A 23,093-nucleotide genomic window follows, 5' to 3' on the forward strand; every position below is an offset into this window, starting at 1 on the left:
CCGCCGTGTGTCGAGGATTTTGGGCGGTGCGTGTCGTGCCGCGAGACGGCCGACGAGGGAGTTATCTTGATGATCCGTTTGTTTGCACCGGCCATCTGTGCCGGCGCCGTTGCCACGCTGCCAACGCTGGCGCAGGCGCATGTGGGCCATGTCGGCGAGCTGGCCGGTCATTCCCATTGGGCCGGCATCGCCGCGCTTGCCGGTGCCGCGCTGCTGGCCGGGATCGTCGCCGTGGGCCGCGCGCGGGCGCGGCGCAACAGCCGTAAGACCGATGAAGAGCAGACGGCGGGCGCCGAGGCGCCGCAGACGGTGCGGGGAAGCGAAGCATGAGCGGCGCGATGACGGCCAATGGCGAAAAACTCGGGTTGATGATCTGCGGTCACGGCAGCCGCAACCGGGGCGCGGTTCAGGAGTTCGCCCGTCTGGCCGAAGGGCTGAAGGCACGCTTTCCCGACTGGCCGGTGGAATACGGTTATCTGGAATTCGCCAATCCGGTGATCAAGGACGGGCTCGACCGACTGCGCGCGGCCGGCTGTACCCGCATTCTCGCGGTGCCCGGCATGCTGTTCGCCGCCGGCCACGCCAAGAACGACATCCCCTCCGTGCTCAACACCTATCAGGCGCAGCATGACGGGGTGACCATCGACTATGGCCGCGAACTGGCGGTCGATACGCGGATGATCGCCGCCGCCGCCGACCGCATTCGCGAAGCACTCGCGGCCGGCGACGGCGATGTGCCGCTGCATGAGACCCTTTTGGTCGTGGTCGGGCGCGGGGCCTCCGATCCGGATGCCAATTCGAATGTCTCCAAGATCACCCGCATGCTGTGGGAAGGCTTCGGCTTCGGCTGGGCGGAGACCGCTTATTCCGGTGTGACCTTCCCGCTCGTCGGGCCGGGATTGGAACATGCGGCGAAGCTGGGGTATCGGCGGATCGTCGTCTTCCCGTATTTCCTCTTCTCCGGCGTCCTGGTCTCGCGCATCTACAACCAGACCGACGAGGTGGCGGCACGCCATCCCGAGATCGAGTTCCTCAAGGCCGGCTATCTCAACGATCACCCGCAGGTGATCGACACCATGGCCGATCGGGTGAGCGAGATCCTGCAGGGCGCCAACCTGATGAACTGCCAGATGTGCAAGTACCGCGAGCAGGTGCTGGGCTTCGAGGCGGATGTGGGCCGGGCGCAGGAAAGCCATCACCACCATGTGGAAGGGCTGGGCGCGGATGCGGAATGCCAGCTCTGCGACGTGACCTGCACCGGCGCCTGCGAGGAGCAGGGGGCGACGGGGCATCACCACCACCATGATCACGATCATTCCCACGATCACGATCACGGGCACGGGCACGGGCACGGGCACGGGCACGACCATGGCCACCACCATCACCACCATGGCGATGGCCATCATCACGACCATCATCACCCGGTCTATCCCCATGCGGACCACCCGCTCGGGCCGAAGTCGATGAGGCGGGACGGGTGAGCGGCCGGGCTCCGGTCCGCTACGACTACGAAAAGGATCCGGCGGCGATCTATCGCCAGTCGTTTGCGATCGTGCGGGCGGAGGCCTATCTGGAGCGGATACCGGCGGATCTGCATCCGGTGGCGATCCGCCTTATCCATGCCTGCGGAATGCCCGGGGTGATCGCCGATCTGGCCTGGAGCGACGGTGTCGCGGCCAGGGTCGCGGCGGCGCTTCGGGATGGGGCGCCGGTTTTCACCGATGTGCGTATGGTCGCCGAGGGCATCATCGCCAGCCGCTTGCCGGCGCAGAACCGGGTTCAGTGCTTGCTGAACGATCCGCGCACGCCGGATCTTGCTGCCCGGCTTGGGACCACTCGGTCCGCTGCGGCGGTCGATCTGTGGCGCGAGGAACTGGCCGGTGCGGTGGTGGTCATCGGCAATGCGCCGACCGCGCTGTTTCATCTGCTGGAGCGGATCGGCGAGGGTTTCCCCGAGCCCGCGGCGATCCTCGGCTTTCCGGTCGGCTTCGTCGGCGCGGCGGAATCGAAGGAGGCGTTGATCGCCAATCCCTTCGCCATCCCTTATCTCGCTCTGCGCGGCCGGCATGGCGGCTCGGCCATGGCCGCCGCTGCGCTCAATGCGCTGGCCGGCGGCGTGCCGGAGGAAGCGCCGCGATGAGTGCCCCCTGGCTCACCCTGATTGGCATCGGTGAGGATGGCTGGGACGGTCTCGGCCCACTCTCCCGCCAGGCGCTTTCCGAGGCCGGCGCGATCTATGGCGCCAAACGCCATGCGGCGCTGCTGGAGGGCAAGTGCGGACCGGTCATCCCCTGGCCGGCGCCGTTTTCCGCCGGTGTGGAGGCGCTGATGGCCCGGCGCGGTCAGCCGACCGTGGTGCTGGCAACCGGCGATCCCATGTGGTTCGGCGTTGGCGCGACCCTGGCCCGCCGGCTGCCCGCCGGTGAAATGACTGTGCTGCCGGGGCTTTCCGCCTTTTCTCTGGCCGCCGCGCGGCTCGGTTGGCCCTTACAGGAGACGGAGCTTTTGTCGCTGCACGGCCGTCCGGTCGATACCTTGCGGGCGTTTCTCCGCCCCGGCGCACGGCTGCTGTGCCTGACCTCCAGCGCCGAGACGGCTGGAAGCGTTGCCGATCTTCTCGCCGATGAGGGCTATGGCGACAGCCGGATGACCGCGCTGGAGCATCTCGGCGGCCCGCGCGAGCGCCAGATTTCCGCCCGTGCCGAGGGCTGGGCCGAGGAAATCGCTGATTTCTACGTGCTGGCAATCGAGGCGGAGGCGGTGCGCGACACGCCCTTGCGCGCCCGGGTGCCGGGACTGCCCGACGATGCTTTCCGCCATGACGGCAAGATCACCAAACGCGAGATCCGCGCCGCGACCCTGGCCCGGCTGGCGCCGGTCGCCGATGCGATGCTCTGGGATATCGGCGCCGGCTCCGGCGCCATCGGGATCGAGTGGATGCGCGCCGCGCGCGGGGCACGGGCGATCGGACTGGAGCCCAATGCCGGGCGCCGGGCGACCGCGCGGGCCAATGCGGCGGCGCTGGGCACGCCCGGGCTTGAACTGCTGGATGCCACCGCGCCGGAGGGGCTTGCCGGGCTGCCGTCACCGGATGCGGTGTTTCTCGGCGGCGGTCTGACCGCGCCGGGCATTGTCGATGCCGTGATGGAGCGCTTGCGCCCTGGCGGGCGGCTGGTCGCCAATGCGGTGACGCTGGAAAGCGAGGCAGTGCTTCTGGCTGCCTACGCCCGCTTCGGGGGAGATCTGTGCCGGTTGTCGATTGCCCGGGCCGCGCCGGTGGGTTCCCTGACCGGCTGGCGCCCGCTGATGCCCGTCACCCAGTGGAGCCTGATCAAGCCGTGACCCGCCCCGGAACCCTTTATGGCGTCGGTCTTGGACCCGGCGACCCGGAGCTGATGACCGTGAAGGCGCATCGGTTGATTTCCGCCGCGCGCGTCATTGCCTATCCGGCGCCGGACGATGGTCCGAGTTTCGCCCGCTCCATCGCCGCCGACCTGATCCCCGAGGGCGCGCGCGAGATCCCGATCATCGTGCCGATGCGGGTGGAGCGCTTTCCCGCGCAGGCGGTCTATGACCGGGCGGCGGAGGAGATTGCCGCCGAGCTTGCCGCCGGCGCGGATGTGGTGACCCTGTGCGAGGGGGATCCGTTCTTCTATGGCTCCTTCATGTATCTGTTCGAGCGGCTGGTCGATCGGTTTCCTTGCGAGATCGTGCCCGGCGTCACCTCGCTGACCGCCTGTGCGGCGCGCCTGCGCCGGCCATTGACCGCGCGCACCGACGTGTTGACGGTGATCCCCGGTCCGCTCCCCGATGAGGAGATCCGCGCCCGGATCGAGGCGGCTGGTGCCGTCGCGATCATGAAGGTCGGCCGCCATCTGCCCCGTCTGAAACGCCTGCTCGGCGAGATGGGGCTGCTCGACCGCGCCGGCTATGTCGAGCGCGCGACCCTTGCCAGTGAACGGGTGCTTCCCCTTGCCGAGGCCGGTGAGGCGGGAGCCCCCTATTTTTCCATGATCCTGCTTTACAAGGGAGAAGAAGCGTGGATGCTTCCCCCGCGATCCTCGTCCTGACGCCGGCCGCCGTGCCGGTGGCTCGGCGGATTGCCGCCGCCATGCCAGCCGCCAAGCTGCACGGGCTTGCCCGCCGGGTGACCGGCCTCGATGTGGCCTTTGCCGAAACGCTCAATCACATCCGGGCGCTCTATCAGGCCGGGACGCCGATCATCGGTGTCTGCGCCTCCGGCATCCTGATCCGCGCTCTGGCGGCGGTGATCGAGGACAAGCGCTCCGAACCGCCGGTGCTGGCGGTGTCGGAGGATGGCGCCAGCGTCGTGCCGCTGCTCGGCGGGCATCGCGGCGCCAATGCACTGGCGCGGCAGGTTGCCGGAAGCCTCGGCGGCCATCCGGCGATCACCACCGCTGGCGACACCGCGCTCGGGATTGCTCTCGATGCGCCGCCCAAGGGCTGGTGGCTGGCCAATCTGGACGATGCCAAATCGGTGATGGCGCGGCTTCTGGCCGGGGAACCGGTGCGCATCGAAGGCGGTGCGCCCTGGCTGAGCCGTGCACGGTTGCCGGTCGCCGACAAGGCGGAACTGACGATTGCTGTTACGGAAGAACGTCGCACCGGAGGACCGGACACGCTGGTTTATCATCCCAAGCGTCTGGCGGTCGGCGTCGGCTGCGCCCGTGGCTGTCCGCCGGAAGAGCTTCTGACCCTGGTGCGCGGCGTGCTGGCCGAACAGGAGCTGGCCGAAGGCGCCGTGGCGCTGGTCGCCAGCCTCGATCTCAAGGCGGACGAACCGGCGATGCACGCGCTTGCCGAGGCCTTGGATGTGCCCTTCCGGGTGTTTTCGGCGGAGCAACTGGAGCAGGAAGCCCCGCGTTTGGCGACACCCTCCGATGTCGTGTTTGCCGAAGTCGGCTGCCACGGCGTCAGCGAGGGAGCGGCCCTTGCCGCGGTCGGCGCCGAAGGGGCCTTGCGGGTCGCCAAGCACAAGAGCGCCAATGCCACGGTGGCCGTTGCCGTTGCTCCGGCGCCGATCAACCCGGCCGCCGTAGGCCGGCCGCGCGGATCTCTGTCGGTGATCGGCATCGGCCCGGGGCGGGACGCCTGGCGCACGCCGCAGGCCTCGCGGCTGCTGGCCGACGCGGATGAGGCGGTCGGCTACTCGCTCTATCTCGATCTTGTTGCGCCGCTGGTTCAGGGCAAGCCGCGTCACGCCTTCCCGCTCGGCGCGGAGGAGGAACGGGTGCGTTTTGCGCTGGAGCGGGCCGGCGAGGGTCGCTCCGTGGCGCTGGTCTGCTCGGGCGATTCCGGCATCTATGCCATGGGGGCGCTGGTCTACGAACTGCTCGACCGGCCGGTGGCCGAGGGCGGGGTGAGCGATGCGGCCAAGCGCGTTGCGGTCGTCAACGCGCCGGGCATTTCCGCGCTGCAGGCGGTGTCCTCTCTGATCGGCGCGCCGTTGGGCCATGATTTCTGCACCATTTCCCTGTCCGATCTGCTGACGCCCTGGGAGGCGATCGAGCGCCGGCTGGAGGCGGCCGCGCGCGGTGATTTCGTCATTGCCTTCTACAATCCGGTGTCGAAGCGCCGGCGCAGCCAGCTTGCCGCCGCCCGCGAGATCCTGCTGGCCCATCGCCCGGCGGATACGCCGGTGGTTCTCGGGTCCAATCTGGGGCGCGAGGGCGAGAGCGTCAGGGTCACCACCCTGGAAGCCTTGACGGTGGACGAGGTCGACATGCTGACCACGGTTCTGGTCGGCTCTTCGGCCTCGCGCGCGGTCATCGCCGGATCGGGCAAGCCCTTCGTTTACACGCCGCGCGGCTATGCCAAGCGTATCGAGGAAAAGCTATGACGGTTCATTTCATCGGCGCCGGTCCCGGCGATCCGGACCTGATCACCGTACGCGGGCTGAAGCTGATCGAGCGGTGCCCGGTCTGTCTCTACGCCGGCTCGCTGGTGCCCGAGGCGATTGTCACGGCGGCGCCGGAGGGCGCGCGGGTGGTCGATACCGCGCCGCTGACCCTCGATGAGATCATGGCCGAGATCGTTGCTGCTCACGAGCGGGGCGAGGATGTCGCCCGGGTGCATTCCGGCGACCCCTCGCTCTATGGCGCCATTGCCGAGCAGATCCGCCGGCTGAGGGCGCTGGAAATCCCCTTCGACGTCACGCCGGGCGTGCCGGCCTTTGCGGCAGCCGCCGCCGCGCTCGGCCAGGAACTGACCGTGCCGGAGATCGCCCAGACGGTGATCCTCACCCGCACGGCGATGAAATCCTCGGCCATGCCGGAAGGCGAGGATCTGGAAACGCTGGGGCGCAGCGGCGCGACGCTGGCGATTCATCTGTCGGTCCGGAACCTGCGCGAGATCGAGCGTCAGCTGTCCCCGCTTTATGGCGCCGATTGCCCGGTGGTGGTCGCCTATCGGGTCGGTTGGCCGGACCAGTCCTTCATCCATGGCACCCTGGCTGATATCCGCGACAAGGTGCGCGCGGCCAAGATCACCCGCACGGCGCTGGTCTTTGTCGGTCGGGCGCTGGAGCCGCACGCGGATTTCCGCGATTCGGCGCTTTATGACGCCGCGCATGTGCATGTGCTGCGGCCGAAGAAGAAAAAGCCGGCGCAAGCCTGACGGTGGTCCGGCGCCCTTACTCGGCGCCGGGCTTGCGCCGGTGGGTGGCGGCGGTGCGCGCGGCCTGCTCGTAAATGCCGGTCATCAGCTCAAGGGTGCGGGTGCTGCCCTGCAGCCCCTTGTCCAGCCCTGAGACATGGGACACGGCGGCGACCAGCAGCTCCGAACGGACATCGGCGAACCGGTCGGTCACCTTGCGGCCAAGTTCGGTGACCGCATAGGTGACACCGGAGCGCCCGCTGCCGGAACTCTCGATCAGCCCGGCCTGCTTCAGCTTCCTGAGACTGTACTGGATGTTTGGCACATCCACCCGGTTGGTCATGTTGGCCAGATCGTGGATGGTCTTGGGCCGGTCGTTCATGCGGATGATGTGCAACAGCGCGTTCTCCGGCCCGGTGGCCGAAAACTCGATGCTTGAGGCCAGACACTCGGTCTGCCAGCGGCCGAAGGCCTCGAACGCCCGCATCAGGGCATATTCGAATTCGGCGACGTCCACTTCCTCCGGCGTGCGCGCCAGATGCCAGGAGCGGTCCAGCGCCTCTCCGCGTCCGCCGCCGCTGGGCTCATCACGCTTCGTCACACGGCTCTCCCCTTGAGCAATCTTCACTCCTTCGCATCGCGCTGACCGTCGGTCTTTCCGGTTGTTTCGAGGTCGCCGACACAAGCATGGATTCGCGGCTTGCGTCCATCGGGGATTTAAAATAGATTTTTTATCATAAAGTCTATCGCTTGATTACGAGGGAGGAGTGTAATGAGCGTGACCGGGAATAGTATGTTCAATCGCGACAGGTTCCTGCTGGGAACTTTCGCAACCAATTGCTCGAGCGGCATGACCGTCACCAAGGCGGAAGGGCGCTGGAACAATTCCTGGGACAACAACTTGCGGCTTGCCCGCATGCTGGATGCGGCCGGCATCGATTTCATGCTGCCGATCGCGCGCTGGATCGGCTACGGCGGCGAGACCAATTTCCATGGCGGTGTGCTGGAAACCATGACCTGGGCGGCCGGGCTTCTGGCGCAGACCAGCAACATCAATGTCTTTGCCACCATTCACACGGTGGCCAATCATCCGGTGGTGGTTGCCAAGCAGCTTGCGACCATCGATCAGATCAGCCACGGCCGGGTCGGCCTCAACATCGTTGCCGGCTGGAACAAGCCCGAATACGAGGCGCTTGGCCTCGATCTGCCCGCCGATCACGAATCCCGCTACGGCTACGCGCAGGAATGGTTCGACATCGTCAAGGCGCTGTGGACCCGGACCGAAGCCTTCGATTGGGACGGAACCTATTTCAAGCTGAAGAATGTCCTGGGCGATCCGCGCCCGGCGTCGCCCTTGCCGATCCTCAACGCCGCCGGTTCGGCGCAGGGACGGGACTTCGCCGTGCGCAATGCCGACTTCCTGTTCACCCCGGCCATCGACCTGGAACGGTCGCGCGAGGAGGTTGCCGAGCTCAAGGCCCATGGCGAGACCGTTGGCCGTGATGTCGACGTGCTGACCTTCTCGCATGTGGTCTGTCGTCCGACCGAGAAGGAAGCGCAGGACTTCCTCAAGCACACCGCCGACACCAATGCGGACTGGGACGCGGTCGACAATCTGATCCGGCTGCAATTCGCCCACGCTCAGTCGTTCCCGCATGACCTTCTGGCGCTGATCCGCAGCCGCATGGCCGCCGGCCATGGCGGTTTCCCGCTGACCGGCACCCCGGAACAGGTGGCCGAGGGGCTCATCGCCCTGCACAAGGCCGGTTTCGGCGGCACGACCCTGTCCTTCGTCGACTATGCCGAGGAGTTCCCCTACTTCCGCGACACGGTGCTGCCGCTTCTTGCCGAACATGGCATTCGCCCTGCGGTGAAGGCCGCCGAGGCCGCGGAATGAGCGCCTCGGCGATGCGTGTTGCCGCGCCGCCCGCCACTGACGGCGCGACCGATGACACCACCGCCCGGTTCCGCGAGGCCATGCGGCTGATCGTTGGCAATGTCAGCGTGATCACCGCCGGGGTTGGCGAGGACCGGTCCGGTCTCGTCGCCATCTCCATGGTGTCCCTGTCGGCCGATCCGCCGAAGGTGATTGTCTGCGTCAACCGGACCTCGTCCACCTGGCCGTTGATCGACAGGTATCGGCATTTCGGGGTGAATGCGCTGGCGGCGCATCATCAGGAGGTGGCCGAGCGTTTTTCCGGCTTTGGCGGGATCAAGGGTGAGGACCGCTATCACGGGGCGGAGTGGGTCAAGGGCGAGACCGGCGTTTCGCTTCTCGCCGATGCCAGCGTCAGTCTCGATTGCCGGCTGGAGGAGATGATCGACCGGGGGTCCCATTCGATCATCATCGGCGCGGTCGCCTCCGTGCGGATCAAGGATGCCGGCACCGCGCTCACCTATTGGCGCGGCGGCTATCGCGGCATCTCCGCCGCCTGACAAGACGTGGAGACCGGTCCGGGACGCCCGGGCCGGTCGATTTTTCCAGGAGCCTTGGGTCTATTCAGCTGGGGCGAAGGGTCATGCCCGGTCGATGACATGGGCGAAGGAGCCCATCACCCGGCCCTGGCGCAGCCCCATGTCGGGTTGAAGAACGCCGCTCGCGTCGCGGGCCTGAAACAGCCGCTCCGCCGCGCCCTCGTGAATGACCGTCGCATAGTGGAACTCATGGCCCGTCAACGGTCCTTGCCAGGGCAGACCGGCGAAGGGGTGCAGCCGGCGATAGCCGAGGTGGCGTTTTCGCTGGGCAAAGCTCGTTTCCAGCGGCAACAGGCCGAGCATCTGATGGCGCGTTCCTTTCGCATCGGTGAGGTCATCGCCAAGGGCCATGTACCCGCCGCACTCGCCGTAGATCAGCGCATTGCGCGCCGCCGCGCGGTGCATGCCCGCGCGAAAAATCTCCGCCGCCGCCAGCCGCCCCGCATGCAGCTCCGGATAGCCGCCGGGAAGGAACACAGCGTCGCACTCGGGCGCGGGTCCCTCATTGGCCAGCGGGGAAAAGAAGCAAAGCTCCGCGCCCTGCCGCCGCCAGCCCTCGAGGAGGTGCGGATAGGCAAAGGAAAAGGCAAGGTCCCGGGCAACCGCGATGCGCTGACCGAGCGGTGCCAGGCTTGCCGGGGCGGCGCCGGTGGCCGGCGGCCGGATCGGCCGTGCGGCGGCGATGATCCGCGTCAGGTCGCAGTGTTCGGCGATGAGCGTCGCCGCCCGCTCGACGAAGCCTTCGAAATCCGCGTGCTCACCTGCTTGGTGCAGGCCGAGATGGCGTTCCGGCAGGGCCAGCGCCGCATCGCGCGGAACCGCGCCGAACACCGGCATGTCGATGGTCGCCAGCGCGTCTTCGAGCATTGCCCGGTGCCGGTCGCTGCCGCAGCGGTTGAGCAGCACGCCGGCCAGGGTGATGTCCGGCCGGTGATCACGGAACCCGCGTGCCAGCGCCGCCACCGACTGGGACTGCCGGCCTGCGTCGATCACCAGAACGACCGGCAGAGCCAGTTGCGCGGCGAGATCGGCGGTCGAGCCGCCGCCGCTGGCGGCCCCGTCGAAAAGGCCCATCACCCCTTCGATGACGAGGAGGTCGGCCTCGGCGGCCTGCCGGGCGGTGAGATCGCCGAGCAGCGCGGGCCGCATGGCGTAGGCGTCGAGATTGATGCAGGCCCGCCCGCTTGCCAGGGCATGAAAAGCCGGGTCGATATAGTCCGGCCCGGTCTTGGCGCTGGAAACCGCATGGCCGGCCCGCCGCAGTGCCCGGATCAGGGCAAGGGTGAGCACGGTCTTGCCGGACCCGGAGGAGGGGGCGGCGATCACCAGCCCCGATGCCGGGCGAGGGGCGGGGGCGCTCATGCGCTGTCGGAGGTCCCGCGCCGGCCGAGCGGGTCGGCGGTGAGCACCCGGCCTCCCAGGGCACCGAGCCAGTCGAGCCCGGCCCGCAGCCGCACCACCTCGCCGACGCAGACAATCGCCGGCGGTTGCAGCGGTGAGGCCTCGCAGTCGCGGGCGGCGGTGCCAAGGGTCGTTTCCAGAACGATCTGATCGGCCAGAGTGGCATTGCCGACGATGGCAACCGGCTCGTCCGACCGGCGTCCGCCGGCCATCAGCTTGTCGGCGATCTGCCGCAGATGCTTCATCGCCATGTACATGACGATCACCGGCGAGCCCTTGGCAATGGCGTCCCAGTCGATGGCCGAGGGTGTGAGGCCGGTCTGGTCGTGGCCGGTCAGAAACGTGACCGCCTGGTTGGTGTCGCGGTGGGTTGCCGGAATGCCGGCATAGGCAAGCCCGCCGATGCCGGCGCTGACGCCGGGGATCACCCGGAACGGGACGCCTGCCTCGACGAGGGTCAGCGCCTCCTCGCCGCCGCGACCGAAGACGAAGGGATCGCCGCCCTTCAGCCGCAAGACCCGCTTGCCTGCATTGGCATACTCCACCAGCTTCAGCGAGATATCGCGCTGCTTGGGGCTCGGTTTGCCGCCGCGTTTCCCGGCATAGTCGATAATCGCGCCCGGCTTCGCCTGATCCAGAATGCGCTGATCGACCAGCGCATCGAAGACGATCACATCCGCCTGCGCCAGCCCGTTGAGCACATGCAGCGTGAGAAGACCGGGGTCGCCCGGTCCGGCGCCGGCCAGCCACACCCAGCCCGGCTCGAACACCGGCAGGGAAAAGCGGGAAGGGTCGAAGCCGGCGGGCGGCAGGGATGTCGGATCTGTCATGGTCTTTCGGTTTTACGGTCTTGCGCGGCATTCGCCAAGCCTTGCGCAACGGCACGGAATACCCGGACCGCGACGCGGCGGGACGGTCCGCCGAAATCCGCGCCGTGTGGCTCTCAGCGCCGGTGACGCGAGCCCGGCCCGGGCCTATAGTCCGGCGCATGAAACCTTCGGATATCTCGACCCTGCGCCGGGGCTGGACCACGGGCGCCTGTGCCACGGCGGCAGCGAAATCCGCTTACATGGCGCTTCTGAGCGGAGAGTTCGCCGATCCGGTCGAGATCACTCTGCCCAAGGGGGAGCGTCCGGCCTTCGCGCTGGAGCGGGAAGACCTCGGCGACGGATTCGCGCTGGCCGGCATCGTCAAGGATGCGGGCGACGATCCGGACGTGACCCATGGCGCCACGGTGATCGCCCGGGTCAGCCCCGGCCCGCCGGGTTCGGGGGTTGCGTTTCGTGCCGGCGAGGGTGTGGGCACGGTCACCCGTGCCGGACTGCCGATCCCGCCGGGTGAACCGGCGATCAACCCGGTGCCGCGCCGGATGATACGGGAGGCGATTGCCGAGGTGGCCGCCGCGCTTGGCGGCAGCGGCGATGTGATCGTCGAGATTTCCATTCCCGGCGGCGAGTTGCTGGCGAAAAAGACCATGAACCCCCGCCTTGGCATTCTCGGGGGGCTGTCGGTGCTCGGCACCACCGGCATCGTCCGCCCGTTTTCCTGTGCCGCCTGGATCGCCTCGATCCATCGCGGCATCGATGTCGCCCGGGCCGCAGGTCAGCTCCATGTGGTCGGGGCGACGGGATCGAGTTCGGAAGATGCGGTGCGGGCGCGCCATGATCTGCCGGAAATCGCCTTCCTCGACATGGGCGATTTTGCCGGCGGGCTGCTGAAATACCTGCGCGCCCATCCGGTGGAGCGGCTGACGCTGGCCGGGGGCTTCGCCAAGTTCCTGAAGCTGGCACAAGGGGCGATGGACCTGCATTCGGCGCGCAGCCAGGTGGATTTCGCCGCGCTTGCCGCACTGCTGGAGGCGGCGGGCGCCTCGTCCGATCTCGTCGCCCTGGCGCAACACGCCAACACCGCCAAGGAGGTGCTCGACCGGGCGGAGGCGGAGGGCATCGACATTGCCGGCCGCGTCGCCGAGGGCGCTTGGCGCAGCGCCCGTGCCGTGCTGCGGGAGGCGCCGGTGGACCTGGAAGTGCTGGTGGTCGACCGCGCCGGCCGCGTCATCGGTGAGAGGCGCTCGTCCGGTTCCGGCCCGGCCCACGAGGCTCCCGCGCCATGATCCGCCTTTTGATTCTCGGCGGCACGGGTGACGCGCGAAAACTTGTGCAGTATCTGGCTGACGCGCCGTCCGAGCTGCCTGCTACACCCACATTGCATATCACCGTATCGCTTGCCGGTGCGGTGGCCGCGCCCAAGGCCTATCCCTGCCGGACCCGGATCGGCGGCTTTGGTGGGGTCGAGAGGCTGGCCGCCTATCTGGCGGCGGAACGGATCGACGCGGTGGTCGATGCCACCCATCCCTTCGCCGCAGGGATCACCGCCAATGCCCATGCCGCCTGCGGGCAAACCGGTACGTCGCTGCTGCGGCTGCTGCGTCCGGCCTGGCAACCGGTCGCCGGCGATCGCTGGATCGAGGCGGGTGATCTGGAGGAGGCGGCGCGGCGGTTGCCAGCGGGCGCCCGTGCCCTTCTGGCGATTGGCCGCAAGGAGGTCGGCGTTTTTGCCGGGCGCCGGGATATCTGGTGCCTGATGCGGATGATCGACCCGCCATCGCCCGGTCAGGCGTTGCCGCCCGGCGAGGTGCTGCTGGCGCGGCCCGAAGCGCGGGAAGAGGCCGAAGCAGCGCTTTGCCGGCGCCATGGTCTGACCCATGTGGTGGCCAAGAACAGCGGCGGGGGCTGGGGCTATGCCAAGATCGCCGCCGCCCGGGCCCTGGGCCTGCCGGTGGTGATGGTGTCGCGACCGCCCGAGCCCGATGGGAACCGGGTGTCGCGGGCCGAAGACGTGGCGGGGTGGCTTTCCCGCCTCAGGGCTGCCGGTAGTTAGGGCGGCGGCGCCCGGAGTTAGCTCGCTTGCTGCTTGCTGAAGCGCAGCAGCAGGATCTTCCAGAGGAAACGCATCACGCCGCTGGTGTAGCGCTTGTAGAGCCGTTTCGGCTCGTGCAGCAGGCGGAACACCCATTCAAGGCCCGCCTGGCGCATCAGTTTCGGCGCGCGTATGACCTCGCCGGCGGTGAAATCGAACAGGGCGCCCACCCCAAGAACAACCGGCGGGTCGAGCTCCGCGCGCAGGGCATCCATCAGGAACTCCTGCTTTGGATTGCCGAGGGCAACCAGCAGGATATCGGCCTTTGCCGCATTGATCGCCGCGACGATATCCGCCCGGTCACCGTCCTGGAAATAGCCGTCGCGCCAGCCGCAGATCGTGACATGCGGATGGCTGAGGGCGAAGGCATCGGCCGCCCGCGCCACCACATCCGGCCGGGCGCCGAGCAGATAGACCCGGGTTCCGGCCGGCGCGGCGTTCAGCAGCGCGGGCACGAAATCCGTCCCGTTGAGGTTCTCGGCAAAGCCCTCGCCTGTGAGCACGCGCGCGCCGATCCTGGCGCCGATCCCGTCGTTGAGCACATGGCAGCGGGTGAGTGTCTCGGCGAAGGCGGGATCGTCCATCGCCAGGAGCAGCCCATGCGCATTGGCAAAGGCCACGTTGATCTTGGTGCGCGAGGCCATGCAGTCGAGCAGCATGGCAATGGCCTCGGACCGGGTCTGCCGCGAGATGGCGACGGGGCCGATCCGGGCATGGCCTGATGTCATTGGTCGGTCATCTAGCGTGGCATCGGCCATCGGCATCATCCTGTGCGCTGCAATTGGCCGAGAGGTACGCTATCAAGGGTTAATGGTTGCGAAACCCTCGGATCAGACTGATCGTAGATTGAACAAACCGCTAACGCATCATCGTATCCGCAAGTGTGAATGAACCGCCGGGCGTTCGCGACACGCGCGCCGGGTGGCTTTCTTTTTGTCAAATATTAACCATGGTTTGCAAGGGTCGGTTGGTAATCGGGTCAGGCCGCCACCGATTGGTCTTTACTGGCGCGGCAGCACAGGGTCCGATCTGATCCCGAAGGAAGCAAGCGGTTCGCTTTGATGGTCGATATCTATCAGGTTCCAGGCATCTTGAAAAAACGGATCGGCTGGCTGATCGCGTTGCCGGTGCTGTTCGTGGCGCTGGCCTTGGTCTTTCTGATCATGCAGACGCCGAAATACCGGGCAACCGCCGAATTGCTGATCGATCCGCAAGGGTTGCAGATCGTCGGCAACGACATCGTCGCCCGGGAAAACGGTGAGATGCTGGAGCGGCTGGCGGTCGACAGCCAGGCCTATGTCATTCTGTCGAACACGGTGCTGGGCGAGGTCGTCGACAAGCTCGGTCTGGTCAATGATCCGGCGATTGTCGGCAAGGGCGGCGGGCTTGTCTCCCGGCTGCTGGGGCGGGTGCCGGCGACGCTCACGCCGGAGGAAAAGCGCGAAGTGGCGATCATGGGGCTGCGCGAGCGGCTCCAGGTGGTCAAGGTCGAGAAGTCGTTCGTTTTCAATATCGTCGCCAGCCATCCTGATCGCTTCAAGGCGGCGGCGATCGCCAATGAGGCGGCCCGAGCCTATCTCGATGAGGCGCGCCGTTCCCGCGCCGATGCCTCCTTGCGGGCCAGCATGGCCTTGCGGGTGCAGGCGGCGGACCTGCGCAAGCGGGTGGAGGCGGCCGAGGCGGAGGTGGAGAACTTCCGTGCGCAGAACGGCTTGATCAGCACCGGTCAGGCCGGGCTGGTCGCCGACCAGCAGCTTCAGGGGTTCAGCAGCCAGTTGACCCAGGCACGGGTGGAGCTGGAGCGGGCCAAGAGCAACTATGATCTTGTCCGCAACCTGACCGTTGCCGACATCGAGGCCGGCGGTCTGCCGGCCAATCTGCAAACCACCACCCTCGGCACGCTCAGGGTGCAATATGCCCGCGCCGCCGAGCAGGTGGCCCAGGCCTCCACCACCCTGGGCGCCAATCATCCGCAGATGCGCGAATTGCGGTCGCAGCTTGAAAACGTCCGGCGCCAGATCGGCGAGGAACTGTCCCGAACCCGCCGCTCCGTCCGCAGCGACTATCAGCGGGCGGAGGCGACCGTCGCCGCGCTCGGTGAGGAAGCGAACCGGCTGAAGAACACCAATGTGGATCAGAGCAAGGCGCAGATCCAGTTGCGTCAGCTCACCAGCGAGGCGGAGACCCTCGGCACGGTGTACCGCTCCTTCCTCAGCCGCGCCAAGGAACTGGAGGAACAGCAGGATATCGACACCAGCAACTCCCGGGTGATCTCTCAGGCGGTCGCGCCGCTGAAACCGCTCGCCCCCTCCAAGGTGATGGTGCTTGCGGCCGCGGCGATGTTCGGCTTTGCCCTGGCCGCCAGTGCCGGCATCGGTTGGGAAATGCTTGGAGGTCGGCTCGGTTCGGAGGGCGAACTGGTGGACCGGACCGGTGTGCCGCTGATCGCCAGCCTGCGGGCGCCTGACGCGGTGTCCGCCGCCGGCATCACCGGTCGTGGCGGGCGGTTCTGGAAGCGGGGCGCACGGGCCGAGGCGGAGGCGACGGCGCGCCAGATGGCCATCACCCGGATTGCCTATGCGCTGCGCCATGCCTTTGAGAACGAGCGGCCGGCAAATGTGCTGGTGCTGTCCTGCGGCGAGGAACCGGCCCTGGCCCCGCTCACCCGGGCGATTGCCACCGGCCTTTATGATATGGGCGAGGATGTCCTCATCGCCCGGTCGGACCCGGGAACTGCGACAGGTGCGCGGGACGGAGCCCCGGACAAGGAGACGGTACAGTCTCAGGCCAGTGGGCGTGAGCTGCGCACCCGTCTGTCCTCGCGCCGGCGCGGCGATCTGCAGACCGGAGACGAGGCGGCTGTTGCGGGCGCTTCACAGGGTAAGGCAGGACATCCACGCACCGCGCCGCCCTTCAGGGTTGAACATCTCGATGGACGCCCCCCCGAGAACGGCGTGCAGTCGCTGGCGCGCGAAGGACAGGAGTTCCTTGTGATCGATGGCGGGTCGGCTCTGTCCAGCCCCTATCTGCCGGTGCTGCTCGACTATGCCGATGCCATCTTGCTGGTGAGCGGCGTCGGCTCGACCTCCCGGGAAGAGCTTGACCGCACCCTGGCCCTGTTGCAGCCGTGGCGCGACCGGATGATCGGCAATGTTGCCCTCGCGGCCTGACGCTGTGGCCGTGCCCATGGCGGCGCGGCTACCGGCCGGGCCGGGAGGCTTCGGTGCCGCCGGGCGGCATGACATCACCGTCCTGTGGCAGCGGGCGGTGTTCGCGGTGGTGATCGCCGCGCTGACGTTCAATTGCTTCCTGGCCTTCGTCAACACCCGGATCACCGGCGTTACCGCCAGCCATGTCATGCTGGTGGAGGTGGCGCTGATCGGCATCGCCGCGGTGCTGGCGCTGAACCGTCATGCCGGTTTCTATGTGCTGCTGCTGGTCTATCTCGCGTATATGGCGCTGATTCTCGCGCTCCGGCCGGAGCTGGACCTGAAGGCCATCCGCGACGCGCTGATCCCGATCGTGTTCTATTTCGTTGGCCGCGGCATCACCGATATCAAGGTGGCCGACCGGTTGGTGATGCTGAGCGCCGGCGTCGTCATTGCCGTCGGCCTGTTCGAGTATTTCCTGCTGGATACCTTCATCGCCAATATCAACATCCTCGACTACTACATCGCCCGCGGTACGGTGGAGGAGGGGGAGAACTTCAACGAAGGATCGAGCCTGTTCATCAGCGGCGTGCGCCCGGAAGGGCGTAACTTTTTGCCCTTCCTTGGCCTGCACCGGGTGTCGTCGGTGTTTCTCGAACCGGTGTCGATGGGCAATTACGGTGCGTTCCTGTTCATGTGGGGCCTGTTTCGCAAGGACATGGCCCGCCGCAAGCTCCTGTTTGCGGCCTCCGCCGCCGTGATCATCCTTGGCGACGCGCGGTTCGGCATGTTCGTTTGCCTGGCCTTCGTCGGCACCATCGCGGTCTACCGCTTTGTCCCGCGCGTGGTCTGGTGGCTGGTGCCGGCCATGTTCATCCTGCTGCTGGTGCTTTATGGCACCTCCACCAGCCAGTTGACCTGGGAAGATAATCTCGCCGGCCGCTGGTTCCAGTCCTCGCGCCTGTTCCTTGAGCTGGATGCCGCCGGTCTGTTCGGGATTTCCGCCGATGAAGTGTTTCTCGGCGACAGCGGCTATGGCTACACCCTGCAGCAGATCGGCATGGTCGGTGTCGGCGCGCTCTGGTCGCTGTTCATCTTTGCCAGGGTGCGGTCACCCGATGCATGGCGTCTGCGGGCGATGGTGGTGACCTATATCTGCCTGCTGATGGTGGTCTCGAATTCACTTTATTCGATCAAGACCGCCGCCCTGCTCTGGGTCTGTGTCGGCGCCGCCGATGTGTGGCCGGGGTTTGGCCGGCGGGCAACCAGCGACCCGGACACCGGCGCATCCCGCGCCGAGGCGGCGCCGCAAGACCCCGCTGCTTCCGCTGGCGATCAGCGGCCGGTGACCTCCCGGTACAGCGCCTCGTAGCGCTGGGCGGTGCTGGCCCAGGAATAGCCGCCGGCGGTCTCCATCGCTTGCGCGCGCACGGCGGCGGGCGCGGCGCAAAGCCGGTCGATGGTCGCCTCGATCTGCGCCGCCGCGCCGGCCGGGTCGGTGAAATCGGCAAGCGAGACAAGCTCATGCTTGGCCGCGAAGGCGCGGAAAGCGGCGTTCCCCTCGACCACCGGCAGCAAGCCGGCGCTCATCGCCTCGATCAGGGCAAGGCCGAAGCCTTCATAGGTTGAGGCACTGGCGAACAGCGACGCGCGGGCGATGATGGCGCGCATTTCCTCATCCGAGGGGCCGACATGCAGGCGAACCGAGCCGGACAGGCCGCGGGTGTCGATCATCTCCGTGATATCCGCCGCGCTCCAGTCGAACGGCGTGCCGATGATGTCCAGCGTCCAGGCCCCGTCGCGAGCGGTCAGCGCCTGCATGGCATCGAGCAGCCGGTCGACCCGCTTATTCTTCGACAGGCGGCCGATGGTCACGAGCCCCTTTGTCGGCGCCGGCGCGCTGGCACCGGCGAACTTGTCGATATCGACACCGTTTTCGACAAGCCGCACCTTTTTGGGCGCGATGGTCTGGAAGGTGTCGTAGTCGCTCTGGCTGCAACAGGCGATGGCGCCGTAGCGGTTCGCCGAAAAGCGGGTCAGCGACTGGAACCAGACCTTTTTCAAGGCCGAGAAGTCGGCGCTATGGAAAAAGCCGCCATGGGTGGTGGCGAGCATCGGCTTGCGATGCCAGACGCGGGTCAGGGCCAGCGCGTCGAAGAAGAAGTCGATGGCGTGGACATGGACGAGATCCGCATCGGCGATGGCACCGAGAATGCCGGGGGTGAGCGGGTAGCGGGTCGATCCATGGAACGGCAGGCGGATCACTTCGACCCCGTCGAGGACCTCATGAGCGGGCAGGGCTTTGTCACTGGAACGGAAGACCCGATCGAGGGTCACGACCTTGATGCGGGCGAAACGTCCCCGTTGCCGGGCCACCAGGCTGCTGACGAAATCCTCCAGTCCGCCGACGCTGGGTCGGTACTGGCGCACCACATGCACCAGTACATCGGTCTTGAAAACCGATGGCTCCGGGGTCGGCGTGACAGGGAGGGGCCATGCGGGAGAAAGCTCAGGTGTCATGTCAGGCCTTCGCCATATGGGCGACAGGATTGCCGCCTCGGGTTGCCATGGCCCGGAAGACGCCATGGATGCCACAAACCGCATAGCTCGCCCCATCCTCGGCATATTCCGCGTTCTGGCGCGGCAACAGGAACGGCTGGTCAAGATGCTGGGGGAAAAGGCAGCCCGGCTCGGTGGTGACTGCGGAGCGGAAACCGAGCTCCCGGACGATATCCGCCTCGCGGTCGCCGGTCAGGGACGGCGCGCCATAGGGATAGGCGAAATGGGCGACCTCACGTTGCAAGGTGCTCTCCAGAAAGCGTTTGTTGGCGGCGATGTCGTCATGCACGCCCTCCGCCTCGATCAGCGACAGGGCGCGGTGGGTGGTGCCATGCGCGCCGATCTCGACGAGCGGATGCCGGTCGATCTCGATCAGTTCCTGTTCGTTGAGGGCGGCGTCATCGAGCAGCGCGGGAAGGGAAATGCCATGGGCGCTGAAGGTGTCGGCAAGGTGCTCGGTCCGGTGGAAATCCTGCCAGACCCAGGCGGTGGCCCGGCGCAGCGCCGCCGTCTTGCTGGCAATATCCGGGCAGTGATAGCGCACGCCCATCGGCTCGATGGTCACCTCGTCCCGTTCGAGGAACAGGTTACGCAGACCGAGCCACCAGGCATTGACCGTGCGGTTGACCATGTCGGTCGGCACGTAGATCGTCGCCGGGGCCCCGTGCCGCTCCATCACCGGAAGCGCGAGGTCGCGGTTCGAGCGATAGCCATCGTCGAAGGTGAGCACGGCGAAGGGACGCGCCTTCGGGTCGGCAAGGCGCTGCAAGGCCTCGTCCAGCGTGACGATGTCCCGGCCGCTGCGTCTCAGATAACCAAGGGTTGCGTCGAAGTCCTCGATGCGGCAGCCCTGATCGAGCTGGGCGACCGGATCTTCCGTGAAATCGTGATACATCAGAATGACGCCGCGCCCGCCATAGAGCGTACCGACCAGCGACGAGGCGCCGCTGAAACGCAAGGCGCGCAGTCCGAGGGTCTTGATGCGCCGCTTCACCTTTTCTGCAAGGCTCAGGCTGGGGGTGACGCTGTCTTGCGAAACCGTGTCCACTGCTCTCCCTTTCCGGCTGGCGCCATGCAGCTGACGGCGAATGGTGCGGGTGTCATCTTGGCGAAACGGTAGGCTGTGCACGTGAACAGCAGGTTGAGGCCGCGCGATCTCGCAGCCAGATCCTTGCGATGGTAAACAAACCCTTGCACCGTGGGAGCCCGCCGTGCGCCGCACCGGGGGCGGAAAGGTCTGGTTAATCTCAAATCGGCAAATCGCTCCGCAAGAGCGCTTGCACGTGCCGCAGATACCTCGGCTTAAGGTCTCGCGGCTATGGGTTGTAGCCGTGCCTGCAATAAGAATGGAAAGTCCGGTCTCGATGCGCATCCTCATGCCCTGCGCCGCATTCCCGCCTTTTGCGGATGGTGGCGGCCCGATCTCTTCGCTTCTGTTGGCGAAGATGCTGGTCGCGAGTGGTCATGACGTGCGGGTGGTGAATGTCGGCGATGAGGACCGGCATGAGGTCTATGAAGGGGTTCCGGTCCACCGGATCAAGAGCCCCAACATCTACTGGAACTACTACACGCCGCAGCCGGCCTGGCGAAAGATGGTCTGGCATGCGCTGGAAAATGGCAATCCGCGCGCCTATCTGGCCATGCGCCGCGAGATCGCCGATTTCAAACCCGACGTCATGCTGACGGTCAGCATCGAGAACATCAACGTCGCCTCCTGGGGCGCGGCGCGGGCCGCCGGGGTGCCGGTCGCCCATACGGTTTTCAGTGCCTTCATGATGTGCTGGAACGGCATCATGCAGAAGCAGGGGCGCAACTGCGCCGGCCAATGCACCTCCTGCTACCTGACCTCGTTCGGGCGGCGCCAGTTTTCCCGGCTGGTCGATGCGGTGATCGGCGAATCGCGCGATATCGTGCAACGTCATCTGGATGAGGGATATTTCCCCAACGCCGCCAGCTACCGCGTCCCGGCAGTGATCGACGCGATACATGCGGTCAAGCCGCGCAAGTTCCCTGAGGATCGGCCGTTTCGCGTCGGTTTCTTCGGTGTGCAGACCCGTTTCAAGGGATTTGCCGTCCTGGCGGAGGCCGCGCGGGCCCTCGCGGGCAACGACAAGGTGGAATTCGTGATCGGAGGCACCGGACGGGACGCCTTCGCCGAGCAGACGCGGGCGGTGTTCCCGCCGGAGAAAACCCGGTTTCTCGGTTGGACGAGCGCGGAGGAGTTCTTTCCCGAGGTCGATGTGCTGGTCTATCCGACCATCGGTCGCGAGGCTTTCGGCCGGGCGACGATCGAGGCCTTTTCCCATGCGGTGCCGGTGATTTCCTCCAGCATCGGCGGTGTCGCGGAGAACATCGCGCCTGGGAAGAATGGCTTCCATGCGGCGGTGGGCGATGCCGAGGCGCTGAAGTCCTGCATCGAACGGATGGCAAACGCGCCAGAGCTTTATGAACGGTTGTCGCAAGGGGCTCTGAAATCGGCGGGGGACTATCTGGAACCGGTGGTGAGCCGGGCGCTGGAGGATGCCTTGTCGGAGACGCTGGCGCGCAAGGGACAGCCGAAGGGTACTCTGGAGGAGGCGATATGATCGAACGCCTGCGCGTGTTGGTGCTGCGGACCGATGCCCGGCGTCTCTTCTGGTCGCTGTGCAGCCGCTTCGGCAGCACGGTCCTCAGTTTCGCGGTGCTGTTTGCCGCCAGCCATTCGCTCCAGACCAGCGAATACGGCCTTTATATCTTCCTGTTTTCGGTGGGCACCTCGCTGGGTCTGATCTGTACGTTTGGCCAGCATATTCTGCTGGTCAAGCACTTCCGCCTGAAGGATCATCAGCGCGGCAAGACCAATCAGGCCCTGCTGCGGGTCAATGCCTTCTGGCTGGCAATCGGGTGTGGCGGGCAGTTGCTGGCCGCACTTCTTCTGTTTCTGTCCCCCTGGGACCTGCCAAGCCCCTACCGCGAACTGCCGGTGGCGCTCCTGTTCGGCGCGATCTTCACCATCAGCGAGTATTTCCAGAACTACTTCCGCATCCATGGGCAAATCGTTCTTGCGCTGGTTCCACGCGAAAACCTGTGGCGGATCGCCTCCGCCATCTGTCTTCCGGCGGTGGCCTTCGCGGGGCTGCTGTCGAGCGGGGCGGCGGCAACGGAGCTGGTGACAGGCCTCTTGTTCATCGTCACCGGCTATCAGGCGGTGCGCTTCGCCCAGCAGGAGGGGCTGTGGTTCCTGCGCGAACCGCAGGTGGCGGCGGACCGGAAGACGTTGCGCATCTGGCGGCAGGAGAGTGCGAATTTCACCGCCAACGGCTTCTTCAACTCCGCTGCGGCGTATTTCGAAACCATCCTGATCGGCGTGGCAATCGGCCTGGAAGCGGCGGCCTTCTATTTCGTCGCCTATCGTATCTCCATGCTCCTGACCCTGCCGGTGCTGGCCATCGATACCGTGGGCGTGCCATTGATTTCGGCGCGCTTTCAGGAGGATGACAAGGTCGGCGCGCAGAAGGTGGTGGCGATGCTCTCCGCCGGAAGCTTCGCCTTGGCGCTGATCGGTGGCGTGTTCCTGTATTTCACCGGACCGTTCGTGCTGCATCTGTTCGACCCGGCCTTTGTCGAGCATTCCGGCGTCTTGCTCATCCTCTGCCTGTCGGCGATTACCCATGCCTTCTTCGGGCCAGGTACCTGGGTGATCATGATCGGCGGCGGGGAGCGCTATCTCTTGATCCTGCGCTGCGTGGTGTTCGGCTTTTATGTGCTGTTGCTGTTCGGCCTTGGCAAATGGCTGGGACTGACGGGTATCGCCATTGCCGGATGGGCGCAGCTTCTCGCCGTGCATCTGTTCAGCCGCCGCTGGGTCATGCGGCGCTGGCAGGTGGACAACATGGCGACGGCGATCCTGGGTCTGCGTCGGCGGGATGCCGAAGCCGCGAGCGCGGCGGTGCCCATCTCCGCGAGGGACGGCGATGCGCCGGTCTGACACCCGCG

The 23,093-nt window shown here is 66.7% G+C and carries 21 protein-coding genes; 15 read left to right on the forward strand and 6 right to left on the reverse strand.

Annotated elements, in window-relative coordinates; all coding sequences use genetic code 11:
- Window positions 1–69 precede the first annotated feature (69 nt).
- The 7 genes from LC062_RS12235 to cobM are packed head-to-tail and all read left to right on the forward strand — an operon-like array spanning window position 70 to window position 6,636.
- On the forward strand, window positions 70–330 hold the full coding sequence (locus LC062_RS12235) for a DUF6732 family protein (RefSeq protein WP_224911315.1): 261 nt from the start codon (window positions 70–72) through the stop codon (window positions 328–330).
- Window positions 327–1,481, forward strand: a complete 1,155-nt coding sequence (locus LC062_RS12240; protein WP_224911316.1) for a sirohydrochlorin chelatase — start codon at window positions 327–329, stop codon at window positions 1,479–1,481. Before LC062_RS12235 ends, LC062_RS12240 begins: the two co-directional genes overlap by 4 nt.
- Window positions 1,478–2,140, forward strand: coding sequence for a precorrin-8X methylmutase (locus LC062_RS12245; protein ID WP_224911317.1), 663 nt, complete (start codon window positions 1,478–1,480; stop codon window positions 2,138–2,140). Before LC062_RS12240 ends, LC062_RS12245 begins: the two co-directional genes overlap by 4 nt.
- Window positions 2,137–3,342: a precorrin-6y C5,15-methyltransferase (decarboxylating) subunit CbiE gene (gene cbiE, locus LC062_RS12250; protein WP_224911318.1), complete on the forward strand. Its 1,206-nt coding sequence runs from the start codon at window positions 2,137–2,139 to the stop codon at window positions 3,340–3,342. The genes LC062_RS12245 and cbiE overlap by 4 nt, the downstream gene beginning before the upstream one ends.
- Entirely contained in the window at window positions 3,339–4,070 is a 732-nt protein-coding gene (gene cobI, locus LC062_RS12255) for a precorrin-2 C(20)-methyltransferase (RefSeq protein ID WP_318246105.1), read from the forward strand. The genes cbiE and cobI overlap by 4 nt, the downstream gene beginning before the upstream one ends.
- The gene (cobJ, locus tag LC062_RS12260; RefSeq protein ID WP_224911320.1) at window positions 4,040–5,860 is read left to right on the forward strand and encodes a precorrin-3B C(17)-methyltransferase; all 1,821 of its coding nucleotides are present in this window, start codon (window positions 4,040–4,042) and stop codon (window positions 5,858–5,860) included. The genes cobI and cobJ overlap by 31 nt, the downstream gene beginning before the upstream one ends.
- Entirely contained in the window at window positions 5,857–6,636 is a 780-nt protein-coding gene (gene cobM, locus LC062_RS12265) for a precorrin-4 C(11)-methyltransferase (protein WP_224911321.1), read from the forward strand. Before cobJ ends, cobM begins: the two co-directional genes overlap by 4 nt.
- Before the next feature lie 16 nt (window positions 6,637–6,652).
- On the opposite strand, the gene LC062_RS12270 is transcribed toward cobM, so the two are convergent.
- Entirely contained in the window at window positions 6,653–7,216 is a 564-nt protein-coding gene (locus tag LC062_RS12270; RefSeq protein WP_224911322.1) for a winged helix DNA-binding protein, read from the reverse strand.
- Window positions 7,217–7,387: 171 nt separating this feature from the next.
- Between LC062_RS12270 and LC062_RS12275 the strand changes: the two genes are divergently transcribed.
- The gene (locus LC062_RS12275; protein WP_224911323.1) at window positions 7,388–8,512 is read left to right on the forward strand and encodes an LLM class flavin-dependent oxidoreductase; all 1,125 of its coding nucleotides are present in this window, start codon (window positions 7,388–7,390) and stop codon (window positions 8,510–8,512) included.
- A gap of 11 nt (window positions 8,513–8,523) precedes the next feature.
- Window positions 8,524–9,051 (forward strand): flavin reductase family protein, encoded by a 528-nt coding sequence (locus LC062_RS12280; RefSeq protein WP_404829715.1) that lies wholly within the window; start codon window positions 8,524–8,526, stop codon window positions 9,049–9,051.
- Between the two features lie 81 nt (window positions 9,052–9,132).
- Here the strand turns inward: LC062_RS12280 and LC062_RS12285 are convergent, their stop codons facing one another.
- Window positions 9,133–10,452: a cobyrinate a,c-diamide synthase gene (locus LC062_RS12285; protein WP_224911325.1), complete on the reverse strand. Its 1,320-nt coding sequence runs from the start codon at window positions 10,450–10,452 to the stop codon at window positions 9,133–9,135.
- Entirely contained in the window at window positions 10,449–11,321 is an 873-nt protein-coding gene (gene cobA, locus LC062_RS12290; protein ID WP_224911326.1) for a uroporphyrinogen-III C-methyltransferase, read from the reverse strand. The genes LC062_RS12285 and cobA overlap by 4 nt, the downstream gene beginning before the upstream one ends.
- Window positions 11,322–11,479: 158 nt before the next feature.
- Here cobA and LC062_RS12295 point away from each other — a divergent pair, with 158 nt between their 5' ends.
- Together LC062_RS12295 and LC062_RS12300 are read left to right on the forward strand one after the other, a co-directional pair.
- On the forward strand, window positions 11,480–12,604 hold the full coding sequence (locus tag LC062_RS12295; protein ID WP_224911453.1) for a cobalt-precorrin-5B (C(1))-methyltransferase: 1,125 nt from the start codon (window positions 11,480–11,482) through the stop codon (window positions 12,602–12,604).
- Window positions 12,601–13,371, forward strand: a complete 771-nt coding sequence (locus LC062_RS12300) for a cobalt-precorrin-6A reductase (protein ID WP_224911327.1) — start codon at window positions 12,601–12,603, stop codon at window positions 13,369–13,371. The genes LC062_RS12295 and LC062_RS12300 overlap by 4 nt, the downstream gene beginning before the upstream one ends.
- Before the next feature lie 17 nt (window positions 13,372–13,388).
- Here LC062_RS12300 and LC062_RS12305 read toward each other — a convergent pair whose 3' ends face one another.
- Window positions 13,389–14,138 carry a WecB/TagA/CpsF family glycosyltransferase gene (locus LC062_RS12305; RefSeq protein ID WP_224911328.1) on the reverse strand — a complete coding sequence of 250 codons (750 nt, stop codon included), beginning with the start codon at window positions 14,136–14,138 and terminating at the stop codon, window positions 13,389–13,391.
- 333 nt (window positions 14,139–14,471) lie between these two features.
- Between LC062_RS12305 and LC062_RS12310 the strand changes: the two genes are divergently transcribed.
- Together LC062_RS12310 and LC062_RS12315 are read left to right on the forward strand one after the other, a co-directional pair.
- Window positions 14,472–16,580 carry a GumC family protein gene (locus LC062_RS12310; RefSeq protein WP_224911329.1) on the forward strand — a complete coding sequence of 703 codons (2,109 nt, stop codon included), beginning with the start codon at window positions 14,472–14,474 and terminating at the stop codon, window positions 16,578–16,580.
- 16 nt (window positions 16,581–16,596) lie between these two features.
- Complete coding sequence (locus tag LC062_RS12315) at window positions 16,597–17,931, forward strand: UDP-phosphate alpha N-acetylglucosaminyltransferase (RefSeq protein WP_224911330.1); 1,335 nt, start codon at window positions 16,597–16,599, stop codon at window positions 17,929–17,931.
- On the opposite strand, the gene LC062_RS12320 is transcribed toward LC062_RS12315, so the two are convergent.
- Window positions 17,895–19,079 carry a glycosyltransferase family 4 protein gene (locus LC062_RS12320; protein WP_224911331.1) on the reverse strand — a complete coding sequence of 395 codons (1,185 nt, stop codon included), beginning with the start codon at window positions 19,077–19,079 and terminating at the stop codon, window positions 17,895–17,897. The genes LC062_RS12315 and LC062_RS12320 overlap by 37 nt on opposite strands.
- A gap of 1 nt (window position 19,080) precedes the next feature.
- Window positions 19,081–20,166: a polysaccharide deacetylase family protein gene (locus LC062_RS12325; protein ID WP_224911332.1), complete on the reverse strand. Its 1,086-nt coding sequence runs from the start codon at window positions 20,164–20,166 to the stop codon at window positions 19,081–19,083.
- 328 nt (window positions 20,167–20,494) lie between these two features.
- Here LC062_RS12325 and LC062_RS12330 point away from each other — a divergent pair, with 328 nt between their 5' ends.
- Entirely contained in the window at window positions 20,495–21,703 is a 1,209-nt protein-coding gene (locus tag LC062_RS12330) for a glycosyltransferase (protein WP_224911454.1), read from the forward strand.
- A complete protein-coding gene (locus LC062_RS12335; RefSeq protein ID WP_224911333.1) occupies window positions 21,700–23,085 on the forward strand; it encodes a lipopolysaccharide biosynthesis protein in 1,386 nt (461 codons plus the stop codon). The genes LC062_RS12330 and LC062_RS12335 overlap by 4 nt, the downstream gene beginning before the upstream one ends.
- Window positions 23,086–23,093: the final 8 nt, after the last annotated feature.

Source organism: Stappia indica (assembly GCF_020177335.1).
GTDB classification, from domain to species: Bacteria; Pseudomonadota; Alphaproteobacteria; order Rhizobiales; family Stappiaceae; genus Stappia; species Stappia indica_B.

Bases quoted from the DNA above. Each gene is read 5' to 3' on its own strand.
- LC062_RS12235 (WP_224911315.1), top strand. From the start codon at position 70: ATGATCCGTTTGTTTGCACCGGCCATCTGTGCCGGCGCCGTTGCCACG.
- LC062_RS12240 (WP_224911316.1), top strand. From the start codon at position 327: ATGAGCGGCGCGATGACGGCCAATGGCGAAAAACTCGGGTTGATGATC.
- cbiE (WP_224911318.1), top strand. From the start codon at position 2,137: ATGAGTGCCCCCTGGCTCACCCTGATTGGCATCGGTGAGGATGGCTGG.
- cobM (WP_224911321.1), top strand. From the start codon at position 5,857: ATGACGGTTCATTTCATCGGCGCCGGTCCCGGCGATCCGGACCTGATC.
- LC062_RS12275 (WP_224911323.1), top strand. From the start codon at position 7,388: ATGAGCGTGACCGGGAATAGTATGTTCAATCGCGACAGGTTCCTGCTG.
- LC062_RS12280 (WP_404829715.1), top strand. From the start codon at position 8,524: ATGCGTGTTGCCGCGCCGCCCGCCACTGACGGCGCGACCGATGACACC.
- LC062_RS12285 (WP_224911325.1), bottom strand. From the start codon at position 10,452: ATGAGCGCCCCCGCCCCTCGCCCGGCATCGGGGCTGGTGATCGCCGCC.
- cobA (WP_224911326.1), bottom strand. From the start codon at position 11,321: ATGACAGATCCGACATCCCTGCCGCCCGCCGGCTTCGACCCTTCCCGC.
- LC062_RS12295 (WP_224911453.1), top strand. From the start codon at position 11,480: ATGAAACCTTCGGATATCTCGACCCTGCGCCGGGGCTGGACCACGGGC.
- LC062_RS12300 (WP_224911327.1), top strand. From the start codon at position 12,601: ATGATCCGCCTTTTGATTCTCGGCGGCACGGGTGACGCGCGAAAACTT.
- LC062_RS12305 (WP_224911328.1), bottom strand. From the start codon at position 14,138: ATGACATCAGGCCATGCCCGGATCGGCCCCGTCGCCATCTCGCGGCAG.
- LC062_RS12310 (WP_224911329.1), top strand. From the start codon at position 14,472: ATGGTCGATATCTATCAGGTTCCAGGCATCTTGAAAAAACGGATCGGC.
- LC062_RS12315 (WP_224911330.1), top strand. From the start codon at position 16,597: ATGGCGGCGCGGCTACCGGCCGGGCCGGGAGGCTTCGGTGCCGCCGGG.
- LC062_RS12320 (WP_224911331.1), bottom strand. From the start codon at position 19,079: ATGACACCTGAGCTTTCTCCCGCATGGCCCCTCCCTGTCACGCCGACC.
- LC062_RS12330 (WP_224911454.1), top strand. From the start codon at position 20,495: ATGCCCTGCGCCGCATTCCCGCCTTTTGCGGATGGTGGCGGCCCGATC.
- LC062_RS12335 (WP_224911333.1), top strand. From the start codon at position 21,700: ATGATCGAACGCCTGCGCGTGTTGGTGCTGCGGACCGATGCCCGGCGT.